Annotated in this window: 19 protein-coding genes and 1 riboswitch; of the genes, 11 read left to right on the top strand and 8 right to left on the bottom strand. The window is 54.1% G+C overall.

What is annotated here, in order from left to right:
• Positions 1-12: 12 nt before the first annotated feature.
• Together ubiC and psiE are read right to left on the bottom strand one after the other, a co-directional pair.
• On the bottom strand, positions 13-525 hold the full coding sequence (gene ubiC, locus C1N64_RS04200; protein WP_006121550.1) for a chorismate lyase: 513 nt from the start codon (positions 523-525) through the stop codon (positions 13-15).
• Positions 526-608: 83 nt separating this feature from the next.
• On the bottom strand, positions 609-1019 hold the full coding sequence (psiE, locus tag C1N64_RS04195) for a phosphate-starvation-inducible protein PsiE (RefSeq protein WP_006121549.1): 411 nt from the start codon (positions 1017-1019) through the stop codon (positions 609-611).
• Positions 1020-1593: 574 nt separating this feature from the next.
• Here psiE and C1N64_RS04190 point away from each other — a divergent pair.
• Both C1N64_RS04190 and C1N64_RS04185 read left to right on the top strand, forming a co-directional pair.
• Positions 1594-2406 (top strand): alkaline phosphatase family protein, encoded by an 813-nt coding sequence (locus C1N64_RS04190; RefSeq protein ID WP_205952482.1) that lies wholly within the window; start codon positions 1594-1596, stop codon positions 2404-2406.
• 380 nt (positions 2407-2786) lie between these two features.
• Entirely contained in the window at positions 2787-4412 is a 1626-nt protein-coding gene (locus C1N64_RS04185) for a Na/Pi cotransporter family protein (protein WP_006121547.1), read from the top strand.
• A gap of 39 nt (positions 4413-4451) precedes the next feature.
• Here C1N64_RS04185 and panS read toward each other — a convergent pair whose 3' ends face one another.
• Both panS and lysC read right to left on the bottom strand, forming a co-directional pair.
• Positions 4452-5384, bottom strand: coding sequence for a ketopantoate/pantoate/pantothenate transporter PanS (gene panS, locus C1N64_RS04180; RefSeq protein ID WP_039339079.1), 933 nt, complete (start codon positions 5382-5384; stop codon positions 4452-4454).
• A 115-nt stretch (positions 5385-5499) separates the two neighbouring features.
• Positions 5500-6852 (bottom strand): lysine-sensitive aspartokinase 3, encoded by a 1353-nt coding sequence (gene lysC / locus C1N64_RS04175; RefSeq protein WP_006121545.1) that lies wholly within the window; start codon positions 6850-6852, stop codon positions 5500-5502.
• A 110-nt stretch (positions 6853-6962) separates the two neighbouring features.
• Positions 6963-7156, bottom strand: a riboswitch (Lysine riboswitch).
• 399 nt (positions 7157-7555) lie between these two features.
• Between lysC and pgi the strand changes: the two genes are divergently transcribed.
• The 6 genes from pgi to iclR all read left to right on the top strand — a co-directional run bounded on the left by pgi (position 7556) and on the right by iclR (position 14866).
• Complete coding sequence (gene pgi, locus C1N64_RS04170) at positions 7556-9202, top strand: glucose-6-phosphate isomerase (protein ID WP_033738948.1); 1647 nt, start codon at positions 7556-7558, stop codon at positions 9200-9202.
• Between the two features lie 558 nt (positions 9203-9760).
• On the top strand, positions 9761-10006 hold the full coding sequence (yjbE, locus tag C1N64_RS04165; protein ID WP_006121543.1) for an exopolysaccharide production protein YjbE: 246 nt from the start codon (positions 9761-9763) through the stop codon (positions 10004-10006).
• Positions 10007-10198: 192 nt separating this feature from the next.
• Positions 10199-10846, top strand: a complete 648-nt coding sequence (locus C1N64_RS04160) for a YjbF family lipoprotein (protein ID WP_006121542.1) — start codon at positions 10199-10201, stop codon at positions 10844-10846.
• Entirely contained in the window at positions 10843-11586 is a 744-nt protein-coding gene (locus C1N64_RS04155) for a capsule biosynthesis GfcC family protein (protein WP_367143492.1), read from the top strand. The genes C1N64_RS04160 and C1N64_RS04155 overlap by 4 nt, the downstream gene beginning before the upstream one ends.
• A complete protein-coding gene (locus C1N64_RS04150; RefSeq protein WP_006121538.1) occupies positions 11586-13676 on the top strand; it encodes a YjbH domain-containing protein in 2091 nt (696 codons plus the stop codon). Before C1N64_RS04155 ends, C1N64_RS04150 begins: the two co-directional genes overlap by 1 nt.
• A gap of 359 nt (positions 13677-14035) precedes the next feature.
• The gene (iclR, locus tag C1N64_RS04145) at positions 14036-14866 is read left to right on the top strand and encodes a glyoxylate bypass operon transcriptional repressor IclR (protein ID WP_039339083.1); all 831 of its coding nucleotides are present in this window, start codon (positions 14036-14038) and stop codon (positions 14864-14866) included.
• Positions 14867-14956: 90 nt separating this feature from the next.
• Here the strand turns inward: iclR and C1N64_RS04140 are convergent, their stop codons facing one another.
• Complete coding sequence (locus C1N64_RS04140) at positions 14957-16135, bottom strand: serine hydrolase domain-containing protein (protein WP_375124252.1); 1179 nt, start codon at positions 16133-16135, stop codon at positions 14957-14959.
• A gap of 586 nt (positions 16136-16721) precedes the next feature.
• Between C1N64_RS04140 and C1N64_RS04135 the strand changes: the two genes are divergently transcribed.
• The 3 genes from C1N64_RS04135 (at position 16722) to uxuR (ending at position 20596) form a co-directional block, all read left to right on the top strand.
• The gene (locus tag C1N64_RS04135; protein WP_394515266.1) at positions 16722-18251 is read left to right on the top strand and encodes an MFS transporter; all 1530 of its coding nucleotides are present in this window, start codon (positions 16722-16724) and stop codon (positions 18249-18251) included.
• A gap of 104 nt (positions 18252-18355) precedes the next feature.
• The gene (gene uidC / locus C1N64_RS04130) at positions 18356-19618 is read left to right on the top strand and encodes a glucuronide uptake porin UidC (RefSeq protein ID WP_367143495.1); all 1263 of its coding nucleotides are present in this window, start codon (positions 18356-18358) and stop codon (positions 19616-19618) included.
• Positions 19619-19825: 207 nt separating this feature from the next.
• Complete coding sequence (uxuR, locus tag C1N64_RS04125) at positions 19826-20596, top strand: Uxu operon transcriptional regulator (protein WP_367143496.1); 771 nt, start codon at positions 19826-19828, stop codon at positions 20594-20596.
• Here the strand turns inward: uxuR and aceK are convergent.
• The 3 genes from aceK to aceB are packed head-to-tail and all read right to left on the bottom strand — an operon-like array spanning position 20554 to position 25350.
• Entirely contained in the window at positions 20554-22374 is a 1821-nt protein-coding gene (aceK, locus tag C1N64_RS04120) for a bifunctional isocitrate dehydrogenase kinase/phosphatase (protein ID WP_367143497.1), read from the bottom strand. The two genes, uxuR and aceK, sit on opposite strands and share 43 nt — an antisense overlap.
• Before the next feature lie 58 nt (positions 22375-22432).
• Positions 22433-23734 (bottom strand): isocitrate lyase, encoded by a 1302-nt coding sequence (gene aceA / locus C1N64_RS04115; protein ID WP_262959730.1) that lies wholly within the window; start codon positions 23732-23734, stop codon positions 22433-22435.
• 17 nt (positions 23735-23751) lie between these two features.
• The gene (aceB, locus tag C1N64_RS04110; protein WP_367143498.1) at positions 23752-25350 is read right to left on the bottom strand and encodes a malate synthase A; all 1599 of its coding nucleotides are present in this window, start codon (positions 25348-25350) and stop codon (positions 23752-23754) included.
• Between the last annotated feature and the right edge of the window lie 197 nt (positions 25351-25547).

Below are 25547 nucleotides of genomic sequence, written 5' to 3'. Positions count from 1 at the left end.
CAGGTCAAATCCTTAACCCTGGTAACGGTAAACCGGCGACGCCGGTAAAAATAATTCGGTTAGTAGCAGGGGCTTCCCCGATAAACGCAGGCGCGACCGACGTCCCCACAGCGATTCAACGTTACCGGGCTCGATAAAATCGCGGGTCAGGGTTGAAGAGGAGAACAGGTAACGTCCCAGCGGTCGCGTTCCGAGCTGCTGCAACATCGCTTCGGGACCGTTCAGGGTGCTTTCAGGCACCAGCGTGCGTCCCGCCAGCCAGGGTTGTTCGTCGCCATACAGGATCACTTCACGCAGCCAGAAGCGCTGATCAGCGGGTAACAGCGCACCTTCGTCACCTAATTCGTCAGCGTGGATAAACCCTTCACGAACGGGCTCCACCCTGACCTTCTGGCAATGCTGTTCGAAGCGCCTGGTCATAGAGTCCTCCTCCATCAGCCAGTCACGAAGTGATGGCGACAGAGCAGCACCGTCCAGCGCCAGCCAGTTGAGTGAACGTAATAAACGGAGCGGGTCTTGCGTCATGACACTTTCCCCCAAAAATTTTCAGGCAGGTAGTTTAGCGCAGAGCGATTCACGGCACACCCGTCCGTCATGCAAACGCGAGGTTATTCGCGCTTAAGCCGGTTACTGTTTGCCAGCCACAGGGTGATAACCAGCAGCAGAATAGCAGCCGAGTAGCACAGCGTATCAAAGGGATTTTTGTGGTCGACGATAATCAGCCTGATGATAGCCGTGATGCCGATATAGACGAAATAGCGTAACGGGAAATGGTAACCCGACTGGAAGTACTTCACGATGAGGGCAATAAACTCAAAGTAAAGGAAGTAAATCACGATGCCTTCGATCAGAAGATAGGAGGACGCCTGCTCGCCCGTGCTGAACAGGACGTTGGCTAAATGGACCGTCTCTTTGCCCAGGAAGACCATTAAAATGAACGCCAGAATCAGCAATCCTGCATTCAGCACCCATTGCATCAGGCGCGCTATCTTTTGTGCTATCGGGTTTTTATCACTCATTTCACGCCTCGAAAATAAAGGGATGTTTTCTGGCATTATCATGCTTTAGTGTGACGTAAATCACAATATAGCCGTCAGGCTTACTTAACAGCGTCTTTCAAATCACCAGACTGCGCGATGGAATGCCAGCCCCGGCATCCTGGGTTATACCGCCGGGACCGTACGAACCTGTCTTTTGATGAAAGCAAACCGGACAGACCGAGCATATCGGCTGGCAGACCCACTCCGTCGTGCCGTCCTGTCATACGGTTTTCACATCCGACATTTACATTGGCTCGGTTTTTCAACCCCGGCAGTCAGCTAGCGCCCGCTTCCATACCCGACTCAATGGATAAGCGTCCTGAGGCGGCACGTTGCGTTGGCCTCCGCGCAGCCAACAGCGGCGTTCATGCCCGGCCAGGCTTAATCTGTTCCGCATTAACGGTTACGGGATTACGCTAGGTTAGTGTGCACTTACTCAACTATTAAGATACGGCCGGACGGCGTTGCGCTGGCGGCGTTAAAACAGCCCGACGTCAGAGACGCAGACAAACGCCCCCTGTGGCGTGAAGACGCCGCAGCAAGAGAGGACAACATGAAAACAATTCTGGTGATTCTGGACGGCCTGAGCCATCACGTTGCCCATCATGCGATGGGTTATCTGCACGCAGAATGTGCGCAAGGTAAAGGGCATTATTATCATCTCACCTGTGCACTGCCTTCTCTGTCGCGTCCGCTGTATGAATGCATTCTGACCGGGGTTGCGCCTGTGCAAAGTGGAATCATCCACAACGGGGTAAACCGCCTGAGTCACGAACAGAGCGTATTTCACTATGCGCGTGATGCGGGCCTGACCACCGCCGCAGCGGCTTATCACTGGATCAGTGAACTTTACAACCGCAGCCCTTTCGTGCCTGCGCGCGATCGTCATACCGAAGCGCCGGCCCTGCCTGTCCAGTTCGGGCACTTTTACGTTGACGACAGTTACCCCGATTCGCACCTGTTTGAAGATGCCGAGAGCCTGAGGTTGCGGCACAACCCGGACTTCCTCCTCATCCATCCGATGAATATCGATTATGCCGGTCATCAACATGGCCTGTCCTCGCCCCAGTATCGTAACCGGGCACGCATGGCGGATGGTTACCTGTCGCAATGGATGCCTGGCTGGCTGGCAGAAGGCTATCAGGTGATGGTGACCGCTGACCATGGCATGAACGACGACCGCTCACATGGTGGCATGCTGCCGGAGGAAACGACCGTTCCCCTGTTTGTCTTTGGTGACGGGTTCTCGCTAAAGCCTGGACTGGAACTGCAACAAACCGATCTCTGCGGCACGCTGTGTACACTGCTCGGCGTTCCTCATGACAAGCCGGTGCATCACGATCTGCTGGCACAGGTTTCGCTCTGACCCTCTTCCCGCTTCTGGCGGCAGGAATACAGTAAACTGCCGCCCCGGGTCTGGCGGGTTGGGCGAACGGCACAACCCGTCCTTCTGTTGTCGTTATTCCGCTGAACACCTGCCGTACTGACTTTGTCGCCATGCCCTTCACTGACCACAGAAAAAAGCGCACCGGCCGCGCGCGGCGGGAAAGGTCCGCCTGAGGCCAGCCGGATTTGTCGTGAGGTATCCGCAGAGTGGTCTACATTTAAAGGGGCCGACGCTGCGCAGGTCATTTAAAACACTGGAAAAAAGTTCGCAACGTCCGGCAGCCATGTTCGCAGATTGCGCTCTCCATCAGGCTGGCAATCTGTCATGCCGTAAGCCTGATGGTTGAGGAGCAACGTTACGTGTTAACCCTGCTTAACTTACTGTCTGCCGTTGCGCTTCTGGTCTGGGGCACGCACATTACGCGCTCCGGCATTATGCGCGTCTACGGGGCCGATTTGCGCCGGGTGCTCAGTCGCAGCGTGGAAAAGAAGCCGATGGCGTTTCTTGCCGGTATCGGCGTAACGATGCTGGTGCAAAGCAGTAATGCCACCACGCTGCTGGTGACCTCTTTTGTGGCTCAAAATCTTGTCAGCCTGACACCCGCTCTGGTGGTGATACTGGGCGCTGACGTCGGTACGGCCATTATGGCGCGCGTCCTGACATTCGATCTCTCCTGGCTTTCCCCGCTGTTTATCTTTTTTGGCGTGGTTTTCTTCCTGAGTCGCAAACAAAGCCGGGCAGGTCAGCTTGGCCGGACCAGCATAGGTCTGGGGTTAATTCTGCTGGCGCTACAGCTGATTGTTGAAGCCGCCCGACCGATTACCCAGGCGGCTGGCGTGCAGGTTCTGTTTTCCAGTTTAACCGGTGACGTAATGCTGGACGCTCTGCTCGGAGCGGTCTTTGCCATTATCAGCTACTCCAGTCTCGCCGCTGTGCTGATTACCGCCACACTGACCGCCACAGGCGTGATCGCCTTCAAGGTGGCCCTGTGCCTGGTGATCGGCGCGAACCTGGGCAGCGGCTTACTGGCGGTTATTAACGGCAGCGGATCCAATGCGGCCGGGAAACGCGTTGCAATGGGCAGCTTTCTGTTTAAGCTGACGGGCTGTGTAATAATTCTGCCCTTTGTTGAAACCGTAGCGGGCTGGCTGGATAAACTGCCCGTTAATGACGAAGAGCTGGTGATCTTCTTTCACGTTTTCTACAACCTGTTTCGCTGCATTATCATGGTGCCCTTTGCCGATGCGATGGCACGCCTGTGCCGTCGACTGATTGCGGACGATGCCGAAAGTGACGTCACGCTAAAACCCAGACACCTTGACAGCAGCGCGCTGGATACGCCCGCTCTGGCGCTGGTGAATGCTGCGCGCGAAGCGTTGCGTATGGGCGACGTGCTGGAGCAGATGCTGGATACGTTTCTGCAGGTGGTGCGCGGCGAGTCGCGGGCAGAACGCACGGTACGGCGGCTGGATGATGATGTGGATGTCCTGTATACCGCCATCAAACTCTATCTGGCGCGCATGCCGAAAGAGGATTTATCAGAGGAGGATTCCCGCCGCTGGGGGCAAATCATAGAAATGTCGCTGAATCTGGAGCAGGCCGGTGACATTATCGAGCGAATGAGCGGGGACGTCGCCGATAAATCTCTGGCTGCCCGGCGAACCTTTTCGCCCGAGGGCCTGAAAGAGCTGGAAGCCTTGCATGAGCAGCTTATCGCGAATCTACGGCTGAGCCTGTCGGTATTTTTATCTCACGATGTTACCAGCGCTAAGCGGCTACGCCGCGCCAAACACCGCTTTCGCCTGAAAATACGCCGCTATTCACACTCGCATGTTGATCGGTTACATCAGCAGAACATTCAGAGCATTGAAACCAGTTCGCTGCACCTGGGCTTGCTGGGCGATATGAAGCGTCTGAACTCGCTGTTTTGCGCGGTCGCTTACACGGTTCTGGAGCAGCCTGACGATGAGCGGGATTATGACTAAAGGAAGTGCGAAGGCCGTTTGGCCTGCGCACTGTGTCTCTCAGGGACGGGATGACGGCTTTTTATCTGTGGGCTTACCGGACCAGTAGCCCGCCAGCAGGGAACCGGAAAGGTTGTGCCAGACGGAAAACAACGCCCCCGGCAGTGCAGCCAGTGGCGAGAAATACAGTTTACCCAGCGTCGCCGCCAGCCCTGAATTCTGCATGCCCACTTCCAGCGCCAGCGTGCGGCAGGTGGATTCATCAAAGCCAAACAGCTTGCCGCCCCAGTAACCGCCGAGCAGACCAATGGCGTTATGTAACATGACGGCGGCGATCACCATCACGCCAACCGAGGCAATAAAGCTCTGGCTACCGGCGACCACAGCACTGATGATCAGCAGAATACACACCATTGAAAAAGCGGGAAGATAAGGCTCTACCCGACGAACCAGACCGTTAAACGTGTGGTGAATGATCAACCCTAACCCGATAGGGATCACGACGATCCTGATGATGCTCAGCAGCATACCGGCAACATCAACCTGAATATGCGTATCCACATAAAAACGGGTCAGCAGTGGCGTGGCAAATACCCCGACCAGCGCGGACACCGAGGAGATGGTCACCGAGAGCGCCACATCGCCTTTTGCCAGATAAATCATCACGTTCGAGGCGGTTCCACTGGCAACGCTGCCCACCAGAATCATCCCGGCAGCCAGATCGGGCGGCATGTTAAACAGTTTTGCCAGCGCCCATGCCGCCAGGGGCATCACCAGATAGTGCAGGAATGTACCTGCAAGCACCGGTGCCGGACGGGTTAAGACGCGTTTGAAATCATTGATATTCAGCGTGACGCCCATACCGAACATAATCAGCATCAGCAGATACGCGACCCACGGGCCAATGCCAAGAAAGGTGGTGGGCGAGTAGTAAGCCGCGACAGACAACAGGACGGCCCACAGGGGGAACAGACGGGTTAAGGTGGCAAGCATCAACAAACATCCTTTTAGCAAAATCAGCGACGTGCGTGGAATGATGTCCGGCGGCATCACAGCCGGTCAGTAAAAAGCCGGACAGGGTCCGGCTTTCTTTTGATGTCAGCGGCGCTTATTCAAACAAGTTGTGGTGCAGCGTACGCACCACACTTTCCGCATCGTCACCTGGCACCAGGAAGCAGAGGTTATAGCTGCTGGCTCCGTAGCAAATCATGCGCAGGTTAAAGGGCTCAAGTACGCCAAACACCTCTTTACCTACCCCACAGGCTTTCGACAGTTCATTGCCGATTATGGCCACCAGCGCCAGGTTTTCCTCTACTTCCACCCGACACAGGGATGAGAGCTCGGTTAACAACGCCTGGCTCAGCAGATGGTCGCCGGTTGAAGTCGAGCCGGTCGTATCCAGCGTCAACGCGACGCTGACTTCCGAGGTGGTAATCAGATCCACTGACACGTTGTGACGCACCAGGATATTGAACACTTCAGACAGGAAGCCCGGCGTATGCAACATATTCAGGCTGTGCAACGTGACCAGGGTTTGCTTGCGACGTAGCGCCAGCGCTCTGAACAGCGGCGGATTCGCCGTCTCATTGCACACGCGCGTACCGCCTGCTGCAGGATCTTTACTGGAGCCGACGAACACCGGAATGTCGCTACGGACAGCGGGCAGCAGCGTGGCAGGATGCAGAACTTTGGCACCAAAAGTGGCCATTTCAGCCGCTTCTTCAAAAGTGATTTCATCAATACGTTTAGCCGCAGGGACTACACGCGGATCGGTGGTGTAAATGCCCGGCACGTCTGTCCAGATATCCACGCGCGCAGCGTTTAATGCTTCACCCAGCAGTGCGGCCGTGTAATCACTGCCGCCGCGGCCCAGCGTCGTGGTGCGTCCTTTTTCTTCGCTGCCGATAAAGCCCTGCGTGACCACCAGAGCGGCGGCAATGCGCGGCTGCAACTGCACACTGACCTGCTCGGCCAGTACGGCGACATCAGGCTCCGCACGGCCAAAGCGATCGTTCGTGCGCATGACTTTACGCACGTCAAACCATTCCGCATTGACCCCGCGCTCACGCAGGATCTCGACAAACAGCAGAGTCGACATGAGTTCGCCGTGGCTGACCAGTTCGTCGGTTAAGGCGCTGGAGGTGGCGAGAGCGGCGGCGTCAGACAGCATGCCGATATTGTCGATAATGCGGTCGATTTCATCGCGGATAACGTCTGGATTGTTCAGGCGATCGATGATGGCATATTGAATGCGGCGGATATCATCGAGCTGCGCCGCGCGTTGCGATGTCTCCTGACCTTCGGCAAGGGAGACCAGCAGATTGGTGATGCCTGCAGAGGCAGAAAGCACCACCAGCCGGGTATTGCTGTCCTGCAACACCACATCGGCGCTACGGTTCATGGCATCGAAATCGGCAACGCTGGTACCGCCAAATTTCGCTACATTCAGATTCAGAGACATTGTATGACCTCGTGTCAGGATACGTTGCCCTCACCCGTTAAGAGATGAGAAACAGTAATTCAGCCTAAGCACAAGGAAAGAGCAGAAACGGGTAAAATCGAATAGACGAGTCACCCAGAAGCGCTCCACCTTGCGAAACGTCCGACTGTGGACGTTTCTGGTGACAACCCAGGGGATTCAGCCCCTGTAGCCGACAGCCAACACACCGTGATGTTGACCACCTCGGCGTCGCTCCCCCTGATGTGTTATCTCTGGATACGGTTCCTCCAACACACTGCCTGGTCGACGCGCCTCTTCTGGCTTGCGCACAGGTGCGCAAGTAGCGCGCATAGATTTAGCGATTTCTGGCCCTGCTGTCAATGACCGTCACGGGACAATTTTTCATGCAGAGCGCACCGGATAACAAATTTTGCCTAATCTCTGCGACTACAGTGCTAAATGGCTTCAGCAACGTCGTCACATTCTGATGCGGCACAATGTTCGTGGGCTGCCGTTGCGCCATACTTTTCAGCCTTTCGCCCATGGAAACAGTCCGAATGATTGCCGCATCATCCACTGCGAAACGGGCTGTATTCGTGCGCTGACACCATCGCACTGACAAAGTTTTTCCTTTCAGTTGCAACTGTGGTCATACTGAAATGCTAACCGGGTACGATGCGACCCCGATGGAATGACGGTTCTTAATATCAACAAGAGTGTTGCCATGAAAAATATCAATCCGACCCAAACCGCAGCCTGGAAAGCGCTGCAAGAGCATTATGAACAGATGAAAACGGCGAAAATCGCCGACCTGTTTGCCCAGGATGCCGATCGTTTTGCTAAATTCTCAGCCACCTTTGACGACCAGATGCTGGTAGATTTCTCGAAAAACCGCATCACGCAGGAGACGCTCGATAAACTGCTGGCCCTGGCAAAAGAAACCGATTTAAGCGGCGCGATTGCGTCCATGTTCTCGGGCGAAAAAATTAACCGGACGGAGGATCGCGCCGTCCTGCACGTCGCCCTGCGCAACCGCAGCAATACGCCAATCAAGGTGGATGGCAAAGATGTGATGCCTGAAGTCAACGCGGTGCTGGCGAAAATGAAAAGCTTCTCCGAGCGCATTATTGGCGGTGACTGGAAAGGTTACACCGGCAAACCGATCACCGATGTGGTGAACATTGGTATCGGCGGTTCCGATCTGGGGCCGTTTATGGTGACTGAGGCACTGCGCCCGTACAAAAACCACCTGAACATGCATTTTGTGTCCAACGTTGACGGCACGCACATCGCCGAAACGCTGAAAGACCTCAGCCCCGAAACCACGCTGTTTCTGGTGGCGTCAAAAACCTTTACCACCCAGGAAACCATGACCAATGCGCACAGCGCACGCGACTGGTTCCTGAAAACGGCCGGCGATCAACAACACGTTGCGAAGCACTTTGCTGCGCTCTCCACCAATGCTAAAGCCGTGGGCGAATTTGGTATCGATACCGACAATATGTTCGAGTTCTGGGACTGGGTCGGCGGCCGCTATTCGCTGTGGTCGGCCATTGGCCTGTCCATTATTCTGTCGATTGGTTTTGAGAACTTTGAGCAGTTGCTGAGTGGCGCGCATGCCATGGATAAGCACTTCTCTACCACGCCAGCCGAAAAGAATATCCCCGTTCTGCTGGCGCTGATTGGTATCTGGTATAACAACTTCTTTGGCGCGGAAACCGAAGCTATCCTGCCTTACGATCAGTACATGCACCGTTTTGCAGCCTATTTCCAACAGGGAAATATGGAGTCGAACGGGAAGTACGTTGATCGCACAGGCCAGCCGGTGACCTATCAGACGGGCCCGATTATCTGGGGTGAACCCGGCACCAACGGCCAGCATGCGTTCTATCAGTTGATTCACCAGGGCACCAAACTGGTACCTTGCGATTTTATTGCACCTGCCATCAGCCACAATGCCCTGGCCGATCACCATCCTAAGCTGCTGTCGAATTTCTTTGCTCAGACCGAAGCGCTGGCATTTGGTAAGTCACGCGAAGTGGTGCAGAAAGAATTTACTGATGCGGGTAAATCGGCGGAATCTGTCGCGCACATCGTGCCGTTTAAAGTGTTTGAAGGGAACCGCCCGACCAACTCAATTCTGTTGCGCGAAATCACGCCATTCAGCCTGGGCGCGCTGATTGCGCTCTACGAGCATAAGATCTTCACCCAGGGGGCAATTCTGAATATCTTCACTTTTGACCAGTGGGGCGTGGAATTAGGCAAACAGCTGGCTAACCGTATTCTGCCGGAGCTGGAAGATGACAGTAATATTACCAGTCATGACAGTTCGACTAACGCCTTAATTAACTGCTACAAGAAATGGCGCTAATCGTATAGTGACAGAGGCGGCCTGCCGGCCGCCTTTTTTTTGTCATCACGATCGGGCACGCTGCTTTTTATCTGAAAAGCCTGCTGGCAGACTGGAAAATTCTTAAAATGCACTGCGGCAATTCTGAACCTCGCGCTGCGCAGAGCGCATCACCCTACTAAAAACCGGATCTAAAACGGTAAGCCAATGCTTCTTACCTCTTGTTTTATAAGGTGATTGGATTTTACGCTTATTCAGGTAATTCCGATTATTCTCATTCCGTACCAAAAGATACTAAATAAGTAGAAACCGCTTTGCTTTCCTCTTACTCACAGACAAATATCCGGCCTTTCACGGTAAATCCACCAATTTAAAATAAGTTAACGCTGAATCCGCTTAATTTGCCCCGTTTTTTTACGCGTCATTTACCAGGTTTTAAGACTACTCAACTCTGGTATTTTGTTGCCCTATACTGGACGCGCCCATAATGGGTCTGTCCTTCGGTTTGCGATAACCGTTTATTCTGTTTCGCGAATGTGTTGGATAGCAATCCTTCATTCAACCAATGTAGGTGTTGTTATGAAAAAACGCATGATTGCCGGTCTGGCATTACTCGTCGCCGTCTCTTCCAGCGCTTATGCGGCACCGGAAGAAGCTGGTGCCGCAGCAGGCGCACAGGCGGGGACAATCTCCGCAGGTACGACTACCGCTGTAGGTATCGGCGTGCTCGGCGCGTTAGTAGGACTCGGCGTTGCCGCTTCTGGCGGTGGTGACGGGGCAAATACGGGTACAACTACCACGACCACAACGGGCACCACACGTTGATGGGTACCCTGATTCTTTAGGCTGCAGCAAGGCCGCGAACGTGTGAGTCGTGATGCATTTACGCAGGTGAGTGTGTTGCGACGAGGACGCCAGCGTGTCGGCAGCTGAAAGAACAGAGGTATGGGAGCATTAATCATAACCACACATTCGTGTGGTTATTTTTACTTTGGCATCATTTATCAGGGACACATTGTGCGCCAACTTCCGCTGCTGCTCGTTTGCCTGCTGCTGCAGGCCTGTACACAAACGCAAAAAGGACTCGAACAGACGGTGATAATGGCCATCGAAGGGCCAAAAGATGTCACTGTCACGCCTCAGGAAATTGATGCGCTGCCCTACGCCAGCCTGTATGCACGCATTAATGACGGCCCACGCATTTTTGTCGTGCTGGGTTACAACGAAAACGGCCAGCAAAAATGGATTACGCGCGACCAGTCGATGCTGGTAACGGCCCACGGCAGGCTGATTAAAACGCTGGGCCTGCCCGACAACCTGATGAACGTCAGTAACCTGCAACAGGATCCGCTGGCGAAAGGCCTGTCGCTGACCAACGGCCAGCACTGGACGCGGATTGTGCAGTGGACCGGGCAGGGCAAATTCCAGAGCGCCACCGTCAGTTCCACTTTCGAGCGTGGCGATGATGAAGTTCTGACGATTGCCGGAAACCGCATCCCCTGCCGCGTCTGGCATGAGGCGTTACGTATCGACAGCCTTGGCCGTGAGTGGCAAAACACGTTCTGGATCGATAACAGCAGCGGTCAGGTCGTGCAATCCCGACAGATGCTTGCTGCCGATACCTTCCCTGTTGAAATCACCATTCTGAAACCGGCGAAATCATGAAAAAAATAACGCTATTGTTGGCAGGCGTGAGCCTGCTTACCAGTCTGGGTGCCCGTGCCGCAGGTCAGGTTACCGTCCATGCTCCGCAGGACACCGCCAGCGTGCAGCTCAATCAGGTCGAAAATCTGGCGCAGTTGGTGACGCAGCCCGCATTAATGGCCCGAACCGACTGGCGACGGGCCGTGATTGCTGAGCAGGGAGCGACAGCCCAGGCCCGGCAGCAGTATCAGCAGGCCCTGGCCGCGCTGCGTACCTGGCGGGCCGACAGCAGTGGTGAACAAGCCGCCGCCATTGACGCGGTGATTCGGCAGTTCAGCAACATGAAGGTGACGGGCCGTCAGTTCGTCACGCTGGATCCTGATCGCATCCGGCTGCATTCAGCAGACAACCGCCGCCTGGACGGACGTTATGATCTCTATCTCACTCAGCCCAGTCATCATGTGCTGCTGCTGGGCGCGATTGCCGGAGCCGGACGCGAAGCCTGGCAACCGGGCAAGTCCGTGCGGGAATACCTGCATGACCATCCACGGCTGGCCGGCGCAGAACGCAATTTCGCGGTTGTGATTGCGCCAGACGGAACGACGCAGAACGTCCCGATTGCTTACTGGAACCATCGCCATGTCGAACCTGAACCTGGCAGCATTATTTTTGTGGGCTTTTCCTCATGGAGCCTGCCAGGCGCCTTTGACGATCTGAATAGCCGCCTTGTTTCTGTTCTGACTCACCGGATACCAGACTGATGAAAAAACGTTATCTTCTCAGCCTGTTGGCTGTTTCAGTAGCAAGCGCCTGCCAGGCGCAGGCGGAAATGTATGAGGCGCCCGTCACGCCGTCACAGTCTGATTTCGGCGGCGTAGGGCTGATGCAGGTACCGACCGCGCGAATGGCAAGAGAAGGCGAATTCAGCCTTAACTTCCGCGATAATGACCAGTATCGCTACTATTCCGCCTCATTACAGCTTTTCCCCTGGCTGGAAACGACTGTGCGCTACACCGATGTTCGGACACGACGTTACAGTGCGGTAGAGAGTTTCAGTGGTAATCAAAGCTATAAAGATAAAGCCTTCGATCTGAAACTGCGGCTGTGGCAGGAAGGATACTGGTTACCTGAAGTCTCGTTCGGTACGCGCGATCTTGGCGGTACCGGCTTATTTGACAGTGAATATCTGGTCGCCACCAAAGCCTGGGGGCCCTTTGACTTTACGCTGGGCTTTGGCTGGGGCTATCTGGGCAACAGCGGAACCGTTTCCAACCCCTTCTGCTCTTACAGCGACAGCTTCTGTCAGCGCCCGGGCGTGGGACAGGCTGGCTCGATTAACGGTTCTCAGATGTTTCACGGCCCTTCTGCCGTGTTCGGCGGTATTGAATACCAAACGCCGTGGCAGCCGCTGCGCCTGAAAGTGGAATATGAAGGCAATGATTATAAAGATGATTTTGCCGGACGCCTGCCGCAGCGCAGTAAAGTTAACGTCGGTGCGATCTACCGCGTAACTGACTGGGCGGATATCAATGCCAGCTATGAGCGCGGCAATACCTTTATGTTCGGCTTTACCATCCGGACTAACTTTAACGATATGCATCAGGATCATATCGACAGCCCTAAACCGGCCTATGATCCGCATCCGCAGCCGAAATTGCTGGAGACCACGGTGACAGGCAATCAGCTGTCTGCGCTGAAGTACGACGCAGGCCTGGCGGGCCCGAAAATCCAGACCAAAGGCAATACGCTGTATGTATCGGGCGAGCAGACCAAATATCGCGATACCCGCGAAGGGGTCGACCGCGCCAATCGTATCATCATGAACAACCTGCCGGACGGCATCGATACGATTAACGTCACAGAGTCGCGCTTCAATATGCCGCAGGTGACGACAGAAACGTCCGTTGCCAGCCTGCGTAATGATCTGACTGGCTACCCGTTAGGACATGAGCAGTCTCTGCAGCAGGTACGCAAAAATCCGGTCGATCCGGGTCAGACCGAGCAGGGGATGTTTATTCGCAAAGATCGCCTGGATTACGGTCTGTCTCCGGTACTCAATCAGTCTGTCGGCGGCCCGGAGAGCTTTTATCTGTATCAGGTCGGCGTCATGGGCAACGTCGATTACTGGCTGACCAATCATCTGCTGGTCAGTGGCAGCCTGTTTGCTAACGTGGCAAATAACTATAACAAATTCAATTACAACGGTGCCCCCGCCGATTCCACCCTGCCCCGCGTGCGTACGCATATTCGTGACTACGTTGAGAACAACGTTTACGTCAACGATCTGCAGGCTAACTACATGGATTATCTGGGCAATGGTTTCTACGGCCAGGTCTATGGCGGCTATCTGGAAACCATGTACGGTGGTGTCGGGGGCGAAGTGCTTTATCGTCCGGTGGACAGCAACTGGGCGGTGGGCGTAGACGCCAACTATGTGCGCCAGCGTGACTGGAACGACATGATGCGGTTTACGCATTACGAAGCCCCGACCGGCAACCTGACAGGTTACTGGCGGCCGTGGTTTGCGGAAGATGTGTTGGTTAAGGCCAGTATCGGCCAGTATCTGGCGAAGGATAAAGGCGTCACGCTGGATGTCTCTAAACGCTTCGACAGCGGCGTCATGGTCGGCGTCTATGCGACCAAAACCAATGTCTCCTCTCAGCAGTACGGCGAAGGCGACTTTACGAAAGGTTTCTACATTTCCATCCCAATGGATCTGTTTACCGTGACGCCAACGCGTGGCCGTGCGCAGATTAACTGGGTTCCGCTCACCCGCGATGGCGGTCAGATGCTGGGACGCAAGTACCAGCTGTATGACATGACCTCGGATCGCGATGCGCGGTTCAACTGATAAAGAGGGCAGCCTGCGGGCTGCCTTCTTTTGTGTCTGCGTCGTCCTCAGCTGAAAGGCCCGCGCGCCACGCCGCTCACCGACGTGTTTTTACAGCCGCATAATCTTCCACCCGATCGCGCTGGCTTTGCGCCACCGCAACATAGCGGCTGGCAGGATGACTAAAATATCTGCCTCACCTTGACGCGCCTGATCACATCGCAAATTACCCCCACAGGTTTCATTCCAGCGTGTGCCTTCACATCCGGTCAGGCCCGGCGGATTGCGGAGACGGAGAGCAGGTCTGACCAGCGCACCAGCGTTTGCATTTACGGTGATTAAAACGAAAATGGTTTCCACTATGTGAAAGGAGAGACTCTATGGCTACGCCTGTTGCCGCCAAACGCGGTAAAAAACCTCGCAGCACGTCGGCACCTCCCGCTCCGGCTGGCGGTCAGGTTCAGTCACTGACACGGGGGCTGACGTTGCTGGAGTTGATCGCCAGTTCACAGGGTAGCGTGGCACTTACCGAACTGGCACAACAGGCGGGTTTACCAAACTCGACCACCCATCGTCTGCTGACCACAATGCAGCAGCAGGGCTTTGTACGCCAGGTGGGCGATCTGGGTTTCTGGACAATCGGCGCGCATGCGTTTGTGGTTGGAAGCAGTTTTTTGCAGAGCCGCAACCTGCTGGCGCTGGTGCATCCGGTGTTACGTTCACTGATGGAGAGTTCGGGCGAAACGGTCAATCTGGCGGTGCTGGACCTGAGCGACTTCCAGGCGGTCATTATTGACCAGGTACAGTGCACGCAGCTCATGCGCATGTCCGCACCGATAGGCGGCAAGCTGCCCATGCATGCTTCCGGAGCGGGCAAAGCCTTTCTTGCCCATCTCAGCGACGACAAAGTGACCGCGCTGCTGCACCAGAAGGGCCTGCATTACTACACACCCAATACGCTGATGTCTCCGCAGAGCCTGAAAACTAACCTGGCACAAATACGTACCCGTGGATTTTCTTTCGATGACGAAGAGCATGCGCTCGGCTTGCGTTGCGTGGCGGCACCCATTTATGACGAACACGGCGAGCCTTTTGCCGCGCTGTCGATTTCGGGTCCAATTGCCCGCATGACTGACGATCGCATTACCGAACTGGGCGCGCTGGTCATTCGGGAAGCGCGCCAGGTTACCCAGGCTTACAGTGGTCGTTAAGGAACGGGCTTTGCACCGTGCGCGAGTCCGGAAATCGACGCGTAGATCACTGGCGCGATCCAGCGCGCCAGTGGCTGATGGCCTGTCATATCAGGTGCTTAGTAAACCTTTATAGACGGCATCACGCACCATCACAGGAAACTGCCCATTCACCCCCTCCGGTGTGGTATTGGTCATGGCGACCACGCACAGCGCGTTTTGACGATCCACGAACCAGGTGTGTCCATACGCTCCACTCCACGACAGCGTACCGGCTGACTGAGGCGACAGGGCAGCATCCGGATCCACCAGCAGTGCCCAGCCCACACCAAATCCCCATCCCGGCCCCTGCGTAGCCCAGTTTGCCGTCACGTGTTCCTGCGTCATGTAGTCAAAACTTTCACGCGTGATTAGCGGCGCGCCTTCACGCCGGACGGTTTCCAGCACTTGCATAAAATCGAGGGCCGTTCCTGCCATACCGCCGCCGCCGCACGGCCAGGCATCGGGTTTGAGAATACGGCCGGGGCTAAAAATCGCGGCGCCTTCACCGAAAGGGATCTGCTGATTATCACGCATGATTGAAGGCACCGGGTTGTCGTCCGTGTAGACCGTGGTTAGTCGCGACGCGTCTCTGACACTAAACAGCGTGTCTGCCATCCCCAGTGGGCTCGTTATATGGTGATTCACCAGTTCTGGCAGGCTTTTACCGGTCGCCCGCACCATGATTTCACCGAGGACATCGATGCCCAGGGAATAACGCCAGCCGGTGCCGGGACGGAACTGTAACCGGGTGCCCGCAAGGCGCTGCAGATTCTCTTCCAGGGTGAGTCCGGGCTGATAGTCGATGCCGTCTGACACATTGCGTGAGTGATAAAGCGAATCCGCCGGGGCGGAATAACGATAGCGTAAACCTGACATATGGCTCAGCAAATGCCGCACCCGGATAGTGGCTGGCTCACCGTTCTCAAGGCAGGGACGGAAATCCGGAAGCCAGCGGGTGATATCGTCGTCCAGTGTGATATCCCCTTGCTCGATCAGGCGCATGGCGGTCAGGCTGACAATGGGTTTGGTGAGTGACGCAAGACGGTATATCGCATCCACAGACATGGCTTTATTTTGCTCTCTGTCCGCCCACCCCGCCGCCCGTTGATAAATCAGTTTTCCCGCCTGAGCCACCATCACTGTGGTACCCACAACACGCTGGCTATTAATCGCATGATCAATAACCGCATCCATTGCGGCTTCGAACTTTGCCGGGGCAGGAGAGAGTCCAGAGGTAAAATAAAACATAATGAAGTCCTTTTTTAATCAGAAGTAGTGAGAAAGATAAAACATCCAATCTCAGGCAATATTTAATCTTTAAAGAATGTATTCACTTAGATAATTTAATAATGGAAAATAAAAACCAAATCACAATGGTTAAACTAGATAACATCTCATCATTAAATAACACACGCCTTACATAATAACTCCCTCCCCTTTTCAACTGGTCAACCAATAGGAAATTTGAGTCTACCTTATCGGCATCCATAGTATTTGTGACCGACCTCTTTTTTTTAAAAGGGCAGAATGATTACCATGCTCTACGCCGAAAATACGCGTATTAACGCATCAGTACAAATAACAGCGCGCCTTTTAGAGAACACAGAGCGGGGCATTATTCTGGTCAACCAAAATTTACCACGCTAAATAACGGCGTTAAAAATTACTATTTATTTAACAAAAAATACTCACCTGCATTAAAGACTGACAACGCAAACACACACCCGCGTTGTTTATTCTTTAGAGCTTTATTTAAAAGTTCGCATTACTTTTTCACGCTTATACGACACCTGAATGCGTCTGAGCGCCACTCCGATTTTATTAAGGGAATATTATGACAACGTTAGCACAGCCCGTGCGCAGAAAAGTGGGGACAGGCACCGCCATTGGCTATGGCATTACTGATATTTTTGGCGGTGGGTCCATGGCTTTAATCGGTACATGGTTACTGTTTTTTTATACGACGTTCTGTGGGCTTTCAATGCTGGAAGCCAGCTCAATTTTTGCTATTGCCCGTATTATTGATGCCATTCTGAGTCCGGTGATGGGATATATCACCGATAAATTCGGCAGTACCCGGCTCGGTAAGCGCTTTGGTCGCCGTCGCTTCTTCCTGCTCATCAGCGCGCCAATGATGTTTGTTTACGCGCTGGTCTGGGTCAGCGACATGAACTACTGGTACTACCTTGGCACCTACCTGGCGGTAGAACTGCTGGTTGCCATGGTGCTGGTACCGTGGGAAACCCTGGCGGCAGAAATGACCAATGATTTTGGTGAAAGAACACGGATGGCCGCCATCCGCCTGACATTTTCTCAGGTAGGAACCTTCCTGACCGCTTCGGTGCCGGGCATTGTGATTCAGTATTTTGGCCAGGATTCGGCGCTGACCTATACCTACACCGGTATTATGTTTTCCTGCCTGTTCTTTATTGTGGTGTTGATTACCTGGTATTGTACCTGGGAGTCAAAAGATATGAACCCGGAAGAGTCTGAACGGCGCAATACGGGTCCCAGCCTCGGATTATTGAGCCACCTGAAAAATATGTTTGTCGAGTTAATGACAACCTTCAAAATAAAAATATTCAGACAACATTTAATTATCTATATCTCTTCATTTACTGCACTGGATATTTTTATTGCTGTCTTCGTTTACTTTGTTGTCTACGGTTTAAATCTGGATGCGGCCAACGCGTCGGCCTATCTTTCCATTGCGACGTCCGTCTCCATTCCTTCCACGCTGCTTTTCATGTTTATGCTGGATAAACTGAATGTCAGGCCCGCCTACGCCATGCGTATTTCCTACCTGTGTATTTTAGGTGTGCTGGGTTATCTGATTTTAATGTTTATCGGCCATTCGGCAGTGTCGTCATGGTGGTTGACCACGCTCATTTTTGTCCTGCTGGGTTTTGGCCGTGCGGGGCTTTACTTTATCCCCTGGAATATTTACAGCTTTATTCCCGATGTGGATGAAATGGTCACGCGTCAGCGGCGCGAAGGTGTTTTTGCTGGCGTCATGACGTTGATGCGAAAAAGTACCGTGGCCGTCGCCATTATGGTGGTGGGTGCGGTACTGGAACACAATCATTTTGTTAAAGGCCAGTTAATTCAACCGGAAAGTGCGCTCAATGCGATTACCGGGCTCCTGGTCTTCGGCACCGGCGGTCTGTTACTGATCAGTTTATATATGACCTTCAAATTTAAACTGACACGCGAAACGCATCGGGTATTGGTGAATGAAATTGATCGCCTCAAGGCAGGCGGCGATAAAGCCGACTGCATACCCGAAACCAAAGAGGTCGTGAAAGCCCTGACGGGCTACGACTACGAGCAGGTCTGGCAACAGGATAAATGCACCCGGCCTTAATCTGGTCGGGTTGACGCGGGTCAGGAAAGGTAAAACGCAAGGCATGCGGATAACCGCCCGGCCCGACGTCATCCGGCTCTGTTCACATACGGTATGGATACGTGATGAAAATTGCCCTATTTTGCATTCTGCTTGTCAGCCTGTTTTTCCCGTCCTCTCCGCTTTATGCTGCCGCGATTAATGACGATGAGGACAGCCTGCGCATTCGTCTGAAAAACGATTTTCGGCGGGCCGACAAACCCAGCGCGGGTTCAGATCGTCATATTTACGCCTGGGTACAGGGTGGGCTGATTGATGTGAATACGCGCTATTACAATGACGTCATCGGCGTGAGCGCGGGAGCGTATTATGTGTACAAGCTGGGTGCAAACGCCGGCTGGAGCACCCGCTATTATCTGGACGGTCACGACAGCTTTGGTGTGGCCATTGGCGCGGTCAAACTTAAACCGGCAGAGAATCTTCGCCTGACGCTCGGGCGGTTTGGGACGGATTATGGTTACGGCAGCCTGCCCTGGCGCATCCCGTTGATCGCCGATAATTCGTCACGCACGATACAGACGATTTCTGAAGGTGCACTGGCCCACTTTGAGGCGACGGAGAATCTGGAATTCTGGTCAATGTGGCGTAAGCGCGCGTTCTATTATGTCGACTCTGCCACGGGCGTGCGTGATGAAGGCGTGATTAACAGCACAACAGGGAAATACCATCCCCATCGGAGCCGCGGCTATCTGGTGGGATCCTGGCACGATGCTTCTTCGCGGTATTCACTGGGTGCCTCCTATCAACAAGATGTATCGACTCAGGTGCAAAGCATCGTCGAAAAAACCTATGCCTTTGCTGACGATCGCGCACTCAAATGGGAGCTGATGGGTTTTTATGGTCAGGTTGAGGGGATGAGTAAGCCTCTCAGTTATCACCACGAGACGGCGTTGATTTCCGGGCGATTAACCTATTCGTTTGCGAATGCCCGGTTATTTGGTGCCGTGGGTAAGCTTACCCATGATATTGATGGTCGCATTATCTATACGGATATTGGCTATCCCGACTCGCTGAGTATTGATCGCAATAAAGAAGGCATGCTGTCTGTTCAGCTTGGCGGGCAATATTTCTTCACCCCGAACGTCGTCGTTATGCTGGGCCCGATTCTTACCCACGGTTATGAAGACAAACAGCGTCACACCAGAATCAACGGAGTGGGCCTGATGGGCGCGATCCTGTACAACGTCGCAGAGGGCCCGTTTAAAGGCCTGAACATGTATATTGCCGCCGACAGAGCCAGGGAGAAGCGCCCCGGTAGCTCACTGGGTGACCGGCTCAATTACTGGGATGTGAAAGCCGGTATGCAATATGACTTCATGCTGAAGTAACAAATCATCAGATGAAGTAGTCTGTATGTTTCCAAAGTGGCATCTCTTGATGCCGCTTTTAATTATTCTCGCAATTTATTGTTAAATAAAGAATAAAACAGCGTGCCAACGCGTCAGCCTGCTTATCTTAACGTGCGCTGAACCCTGTTATCCCGATCGTGAGGTGGTAAAATTTTTGCCGCAACGGTATCTGACGGGAGCATCACTATGAGATCTGTCTCTCAGCAACGTCCTTATCAGCAAGTCGCCGCAAAAATCCGGCAGCGCATTGTGGAAACGCCCTATCGCCCGGGCGGGCGCCTGCCACCCGAGCGTGAAATGGCTGGCATGCTTAACGTCAGCCGCACCGTCGTTCGCGAGGCGCTCATTATGCTGGAAATCGAAGGGCTGATCGAAGTCAGACGGGGAGCCGGTATTTACGTCACAGCGCACAACTCTCCATGCCGTATTAGTGAGGCAAATCCCTCCTTTCACAACGATGCCGGCCCGTTTGAGCAGCTTCAGGCGCGACAGTTGCTGGAAAGCAATATCGCGGAGTTTGCCGCCCTGCAGGCGACACGGGCGGACATCATCAAAATGCGTCAGGCTTTGCTGCTGGAAGAACGCGAGCTGACCTCGTGTTCGCTAGGAAACCCGGAAAAAGGTGATATGCACTTTCATCTGGCCATCGCTGAAGCCACGCATAACAGTATGCTGGTCGACGTATTTCGCCAGTCATGGCAGTGGCGCGAAAACAACCCTATGTGGATTCAGCTGCACAGTCATCTTGGCGATACCCAATACCGTAAAGCGTGGCTGGTCGATCACCGGCAAATTCTTGCCGCGCTGATCAAAAAAGATGCCCGCGCCGCTAAGCTGGCTATGTGGCAGCATCTGGAAAATGTGAAGCAGCTTTTACTGGAATTTTCCAACGTGGACGATCTCGACTTTGATGGTTATCTGTTTGACTCCTGGCCGCTGGCAAAGAGTGACGGCTGAAGCGGTTCCCGTTCCTGGTCGGGGTGCTCTGGGATTTTATGCCGCGGTGCAAGCCTGCTGCCATAGCGCACACAGAAGCGCTGGGCGGGCTGCCAGGCAATAACATCCTCAATATGCCCCTGCGCAATGCGCCGCTGCTGGGCGCGCCACCAGCCCGCGTCAAAAATTTCGGGATGCCGTTGCTGGAGCAGCGCACCGACTTTCGGCTCACTGCACAGGGCATAACGAAAGGTTTCAGGAAAAACATCATCTGGCCCAACGCTGTACCAGGGCTCGGCGCTTAACTCGTCCTCCTCGTAACGCGCCGCAGGCACGTCACGGAAATGGAGTTCCTGCATCGGGCGAATCTCATCGTAGTCATAAAACACCACGCGTCCATGACGGGTGATGCCAAAATTTTTAAACAGCATATCACCGGGAAAGATATTAGCGGCAGCCAGTTGTTTGATCGCGTTGCCATATTCTTCAATGGCCTGAGCGCGTTGGCTGTCGCTGGCCTCAGCCAGAAAAAGGTTAAGCGGCTGCATACGACGTTCCAGCCACAGATGACTGATGATCAGGCGATCGCCTTCAATACGCATTTTTCCGGCAATCGTATTCTGGAACGCCACCAGCAGTGCCGGCGTAATGCGTGCGAGCGGCAGCGCAAACTGTTCAAAGGCCTGCGTGTCAGCCATGCGTCCCACACGGTCATGTTCTTTAACCTGCTGATAACAGGCCCTTACCTGCTCTTCCGTGACCTCTTTTTGCGGAGCAAAGCGATCTTTGATGACTTTGAACACCCGATCAAAGCCCGGCAGCGTAAAGACCAGCATCACCATGCCAGGGATGCCTGGCGCAATCTCAAAGGCGGCATCCGTTTGCTCCAGCGCCTGCAGATATTCCCGGTAGCTTTCCGTTTTGCCATGTTTCTGGCAGCCGATGGTCATATAACGTTCTGCCAGCGTTTTACCCGGTAAGACAGGCTTCAGCCATGCGACCAGCGCGCCGGGTAATGGGGCATAAACCATGAAGTACGCGCGGGCAAAGCCGAACACGATGCTGGCCTCGTTCACATCCGTCAGGCAGGTATCGATCCACAATTCACCTTGCTCGCTGCGCTGAACCGGCAACAGGCATGGCAGGATAGCGTCGGGCAGATGCAGGCGAGCCACTATCCAGGCGGTTTTGTTGCGGTAAAACAGCTCACAACAGACGTCCAGCCAGCCCTGTGCCAGTTGCGCGGAAGAGAACGCCTCATGCAAATGGCGCACGATCCAGGCTTCATCGCGCGCCTGATCCTGCCAGGGCAGCGTCAAAGGCACATCGCGTAGCACCTCATGCAGCAGTGTTTGCCAGCCCCGATCGGGCAGATAGGTTCGCGCCAGTGGACGCGAAACCTGACGTTGTGGCGCAGGCGGTTGCGAGCTGAAGATAAATAACCGTTCCGGCTGTAATGCATGGTGACCATGCAGCCGGCAGTAAACGGAATTGAAAAAGCTTTCAGCAATTTCATAACGCGGATAACCGGGTAACAGGGTTTCATAGTGGTTTTTGATCTTCAGCCAAAAAGCATCGTCCCAGTGCGCCGCCCCGTTCAGTGCGCGCAGTTGATCGGCAACCAGCGCCACATGGTGGTCATAAAGATGAATTCGTGCCTTCATAGCCTGCTGTACGGCCAGCCACTCAGCCTGTTCAAAACGCTGCTGAGCACCCGCCGTAATATCAAGAAAACGGCCATACTGCGCATCGAAGCCCTGCAGAATGGTGTGCGCGATTAGGGATTCACGTGGCGGCATAATCCACTCCTGAAAAAGCCCGCCCACCGTTACCGGGCGGGAAAGACACAGACTTCACTCAAAACTGATGCTCTTCGGTCGATCCGGTCAGCGCCGTAACGGAGGACTGACCGCCCTGAATAATCGTGGTGACCTGATCGAAATAGCCGGTGCCCACTTCCTGCTGATGCGAGGAAAAACTGTACCCCCGCTCCCGGGCAGCGAACTCTGGTTGCTGGACTTTTTCAACATAGTGACGCATGCCTTCGCCCTGAGCATAAGCCTGTGCCAGGTCGAACATGTTGAACCACATGCTGTGAATACCGGCCAGGGTAATGAACTGGAAGCGATAGCCCATCTCACTGAGCGCCTGCTGAAAGGCCGCGATGGTGCTGTCGTCGAGGTTCTTTTTCCAGTTAAACGAAGGCGAACAGTTGTAAGCCAGCAGTTTACCGGGAAAGCGGGCATGGATGGCTTCGGCGAAGCGCTGCGCCATCGCCAGGTCGGGCGTCGACGTTTCACACCACAGCACGTCAGCATAAGGCGCATAAGCCATACCGCGGCTGATAGCCTGCTCGATGCCGGCATGAGTGCGGTAGAAGCCTTCCGCGGTACGATCGCCACGGATAAACGGACGGTCATAGTCATCGCAGTCAGAGGTGATCAGGTCAGCGGCATCGGCATCCGTTCGCGCCAGCAGAATGGTGGGAACACCCATCACATCGGCGGCCAGGCGTGCAGCAACCAGTTTCTGTACGGCCTCCTGGGTAGGCACAAGTACCTTGCCTCCCATGTGGCCGCATTTCTTCACGGCCGCAAGTTGATCTTCAAAGTGGACCGCTGCTGCCCCTGCGCTGATCATCGCCTTCATCAGTTCAAAGGCATTCAGCACGCCACCAAAACCCGCTTCGGCATCCGCCACGATGGGCAGAAAATAGTCGATAAAGCGGCTGTCGCCCGGTTCAATGCCGTTGGCCCATTGAATCTGATCGGCACGTTGAAAGGTCTGATTAATCCGGGTGACAACCTCAGGCACCGAGTTCACCGGATACAGCGACTGATCGGGATACATTTGCCCCGCCAGATTGGCATCGGCGGCTACCTGCCAGCCAGAGAGGTATATGGCTTCTATTCCGGCTTTGGCCTGCTGCAATGCCTGACCGCCGGTTAAAGCGCCGAGGCTATTGACGTAACCTTTGCGCGCGCTGCCATTAAGTAATGACCAGAGTTTACCGGCACCCCGCTCGGCCAGCGTACAGGCTGGCAGAACTGAACCGCGCAGCGAGATAACATCTTGTGCGCTGTAAGGGCGGGTAATTCCCTGCCAGCGTGCTTCCTGCCAGTCTTGTTCGAGTTGCTGAATCTGTTGTGTACGTGTCATGGCAACCACTCCTTATGTCAGGGAAGCAGGCGATAGCCCGGCAGAGTAAGAAAAGGAACCAGTTCGTTTTCGGTAGTGATTTGCGCCATTAATCGCGCTGCTTCCTCATAACGACCTGAACTGAACGTCTTATCACCCAGATTCATCTGCAGCGTGTGCAACTCATCGTTGAGCAACTGCTGAAACAGCGACGCCGTGACCTGCTGCCCATCGCGCAGGGTTTTCTTGTGATGGATCCATTGCCAGATAGAGGTACGGGCGATTTCGGCGGTGGCGGCATCTTCCATCAGGCCGTCAATAGGAACGCAGCCGTTGCCGCTAATCCAGGCTTCGAGGTATTGCAATGCCACACGGATATTGGCGCGCATCCCTGCTTCCGTTCGATCGCCTTCGCAGGGCGCCAGAAGCTGTTCGGCCTGCACCGGAGCGTCTTCGTGGCGCAGAACATGAAGCTGATTGGGGTGATCGCCCAGCGCCTGGTTAAACACCGCCATTGCGGTATCGGCCAGGCCTGGATGTGCGATCCAGGTGCCATCATGTCCGTTACTGGCTTCGCGCTGCTTGTCTTCCCTGACGCGCTGCAACACCCACTGATTACGTGCGCTGTCTTTACTTGGAATAAGCGCTGACATACCGCCCATAGCAAAGGCACCGCGGCGATGACACGTTTTAACCAGCAACCGCGAGTAAGCATCCAGAAAAGGCTGAGCCATGGTCACGGACTGACGATCAGGGAGAACCCGATCTTCATGTTCCCGTAATGTTTTGATGTAGCTGAAAATGTAATCCCAGCGCCCGCAGTTCAGGCCTACGATATGATCGCGCAGATTCCACAGAATCTCGTCCATCTGAAACACGGCGGGCAGCGTTTCAATTAAGACTGTGGCTTTAATTGTGCCTCGCGCCAGATCAAAACGATCCTCAGCGAAGCTAAAGATCTCTCGCCACCAGGCCGCTTCCTGCCAGCTTTCCGTTTTAGGCAGATAAAAATAGGGACCGCTACCTTTCGCCAGGAGATTCGTGACGTTATGAAAAAAGTAGAGTGCAAAATCAAACAGTCCGCCAGGAATGGCATTGCCCTGCCAGCTGACATGTTTCTCTGACAGATGCAGTCCGCGTACCCGACACATCAGGACAGCCGGATCGGCGCGAAGCTGGTAGATCTTGCCTGTCTCGCTGGTATGAGACAATGTGCCAGCCACGGCTTCACGCAGGGTTTGCTGCCCTTCCATCAGCTTTTCCCAGGTCGGTGCCAGGGAGTCCTCAAAGTCAGCCATAAATACTTTTACGTTCGCATTCAGGGCATTAATTACCATTTTGCGATCCGGCGGTCCGGTAATCTCCACGCGACGATCCCGTAAATCCGAGGGAATACCGCGAATCGTCCATTCTCGCTCTCTGATGGAAGCCGTTTCCATTTCGAAATCAGGTAACGACCCGGCATCGTACTTTTTTTGTCGTGCCTGTCGCGCCGCTAATAACGTATCGCGTTGGGGGGCAAAACGGATAACCAGATCCTGTAAAAACGCGACGGCCTCTTCAGTAAGAAGCTGTTTTTCAAGATGATAAAAGGGCTTCTGGAAGTGTAATTCGTGGGTAATAACTGAGTCTGTCATGCTTGCTCTCTCCTGTTTACAGGCAGATCAACATGGTCGATCCACAAATAGGGTGATTAGTGAGCTACAGGATCAGAGCATATGTATTTTAAATTTAAAATCAAAAACTATTTCCATTTTAATTAAATATTATATTTATAGCATTGAAATTTATGGTTTTATTTTTACTTTCCTTTAGGTAATGCCTTTCAAAGCTT

This window comes from Pantoea sp. SGAir0215, assembly GCF_043543215.1.
Note: the sequence above shows the minus strand (reverse complement) of the source record. Positions and strands in the feature narration are given on the sequence as shown.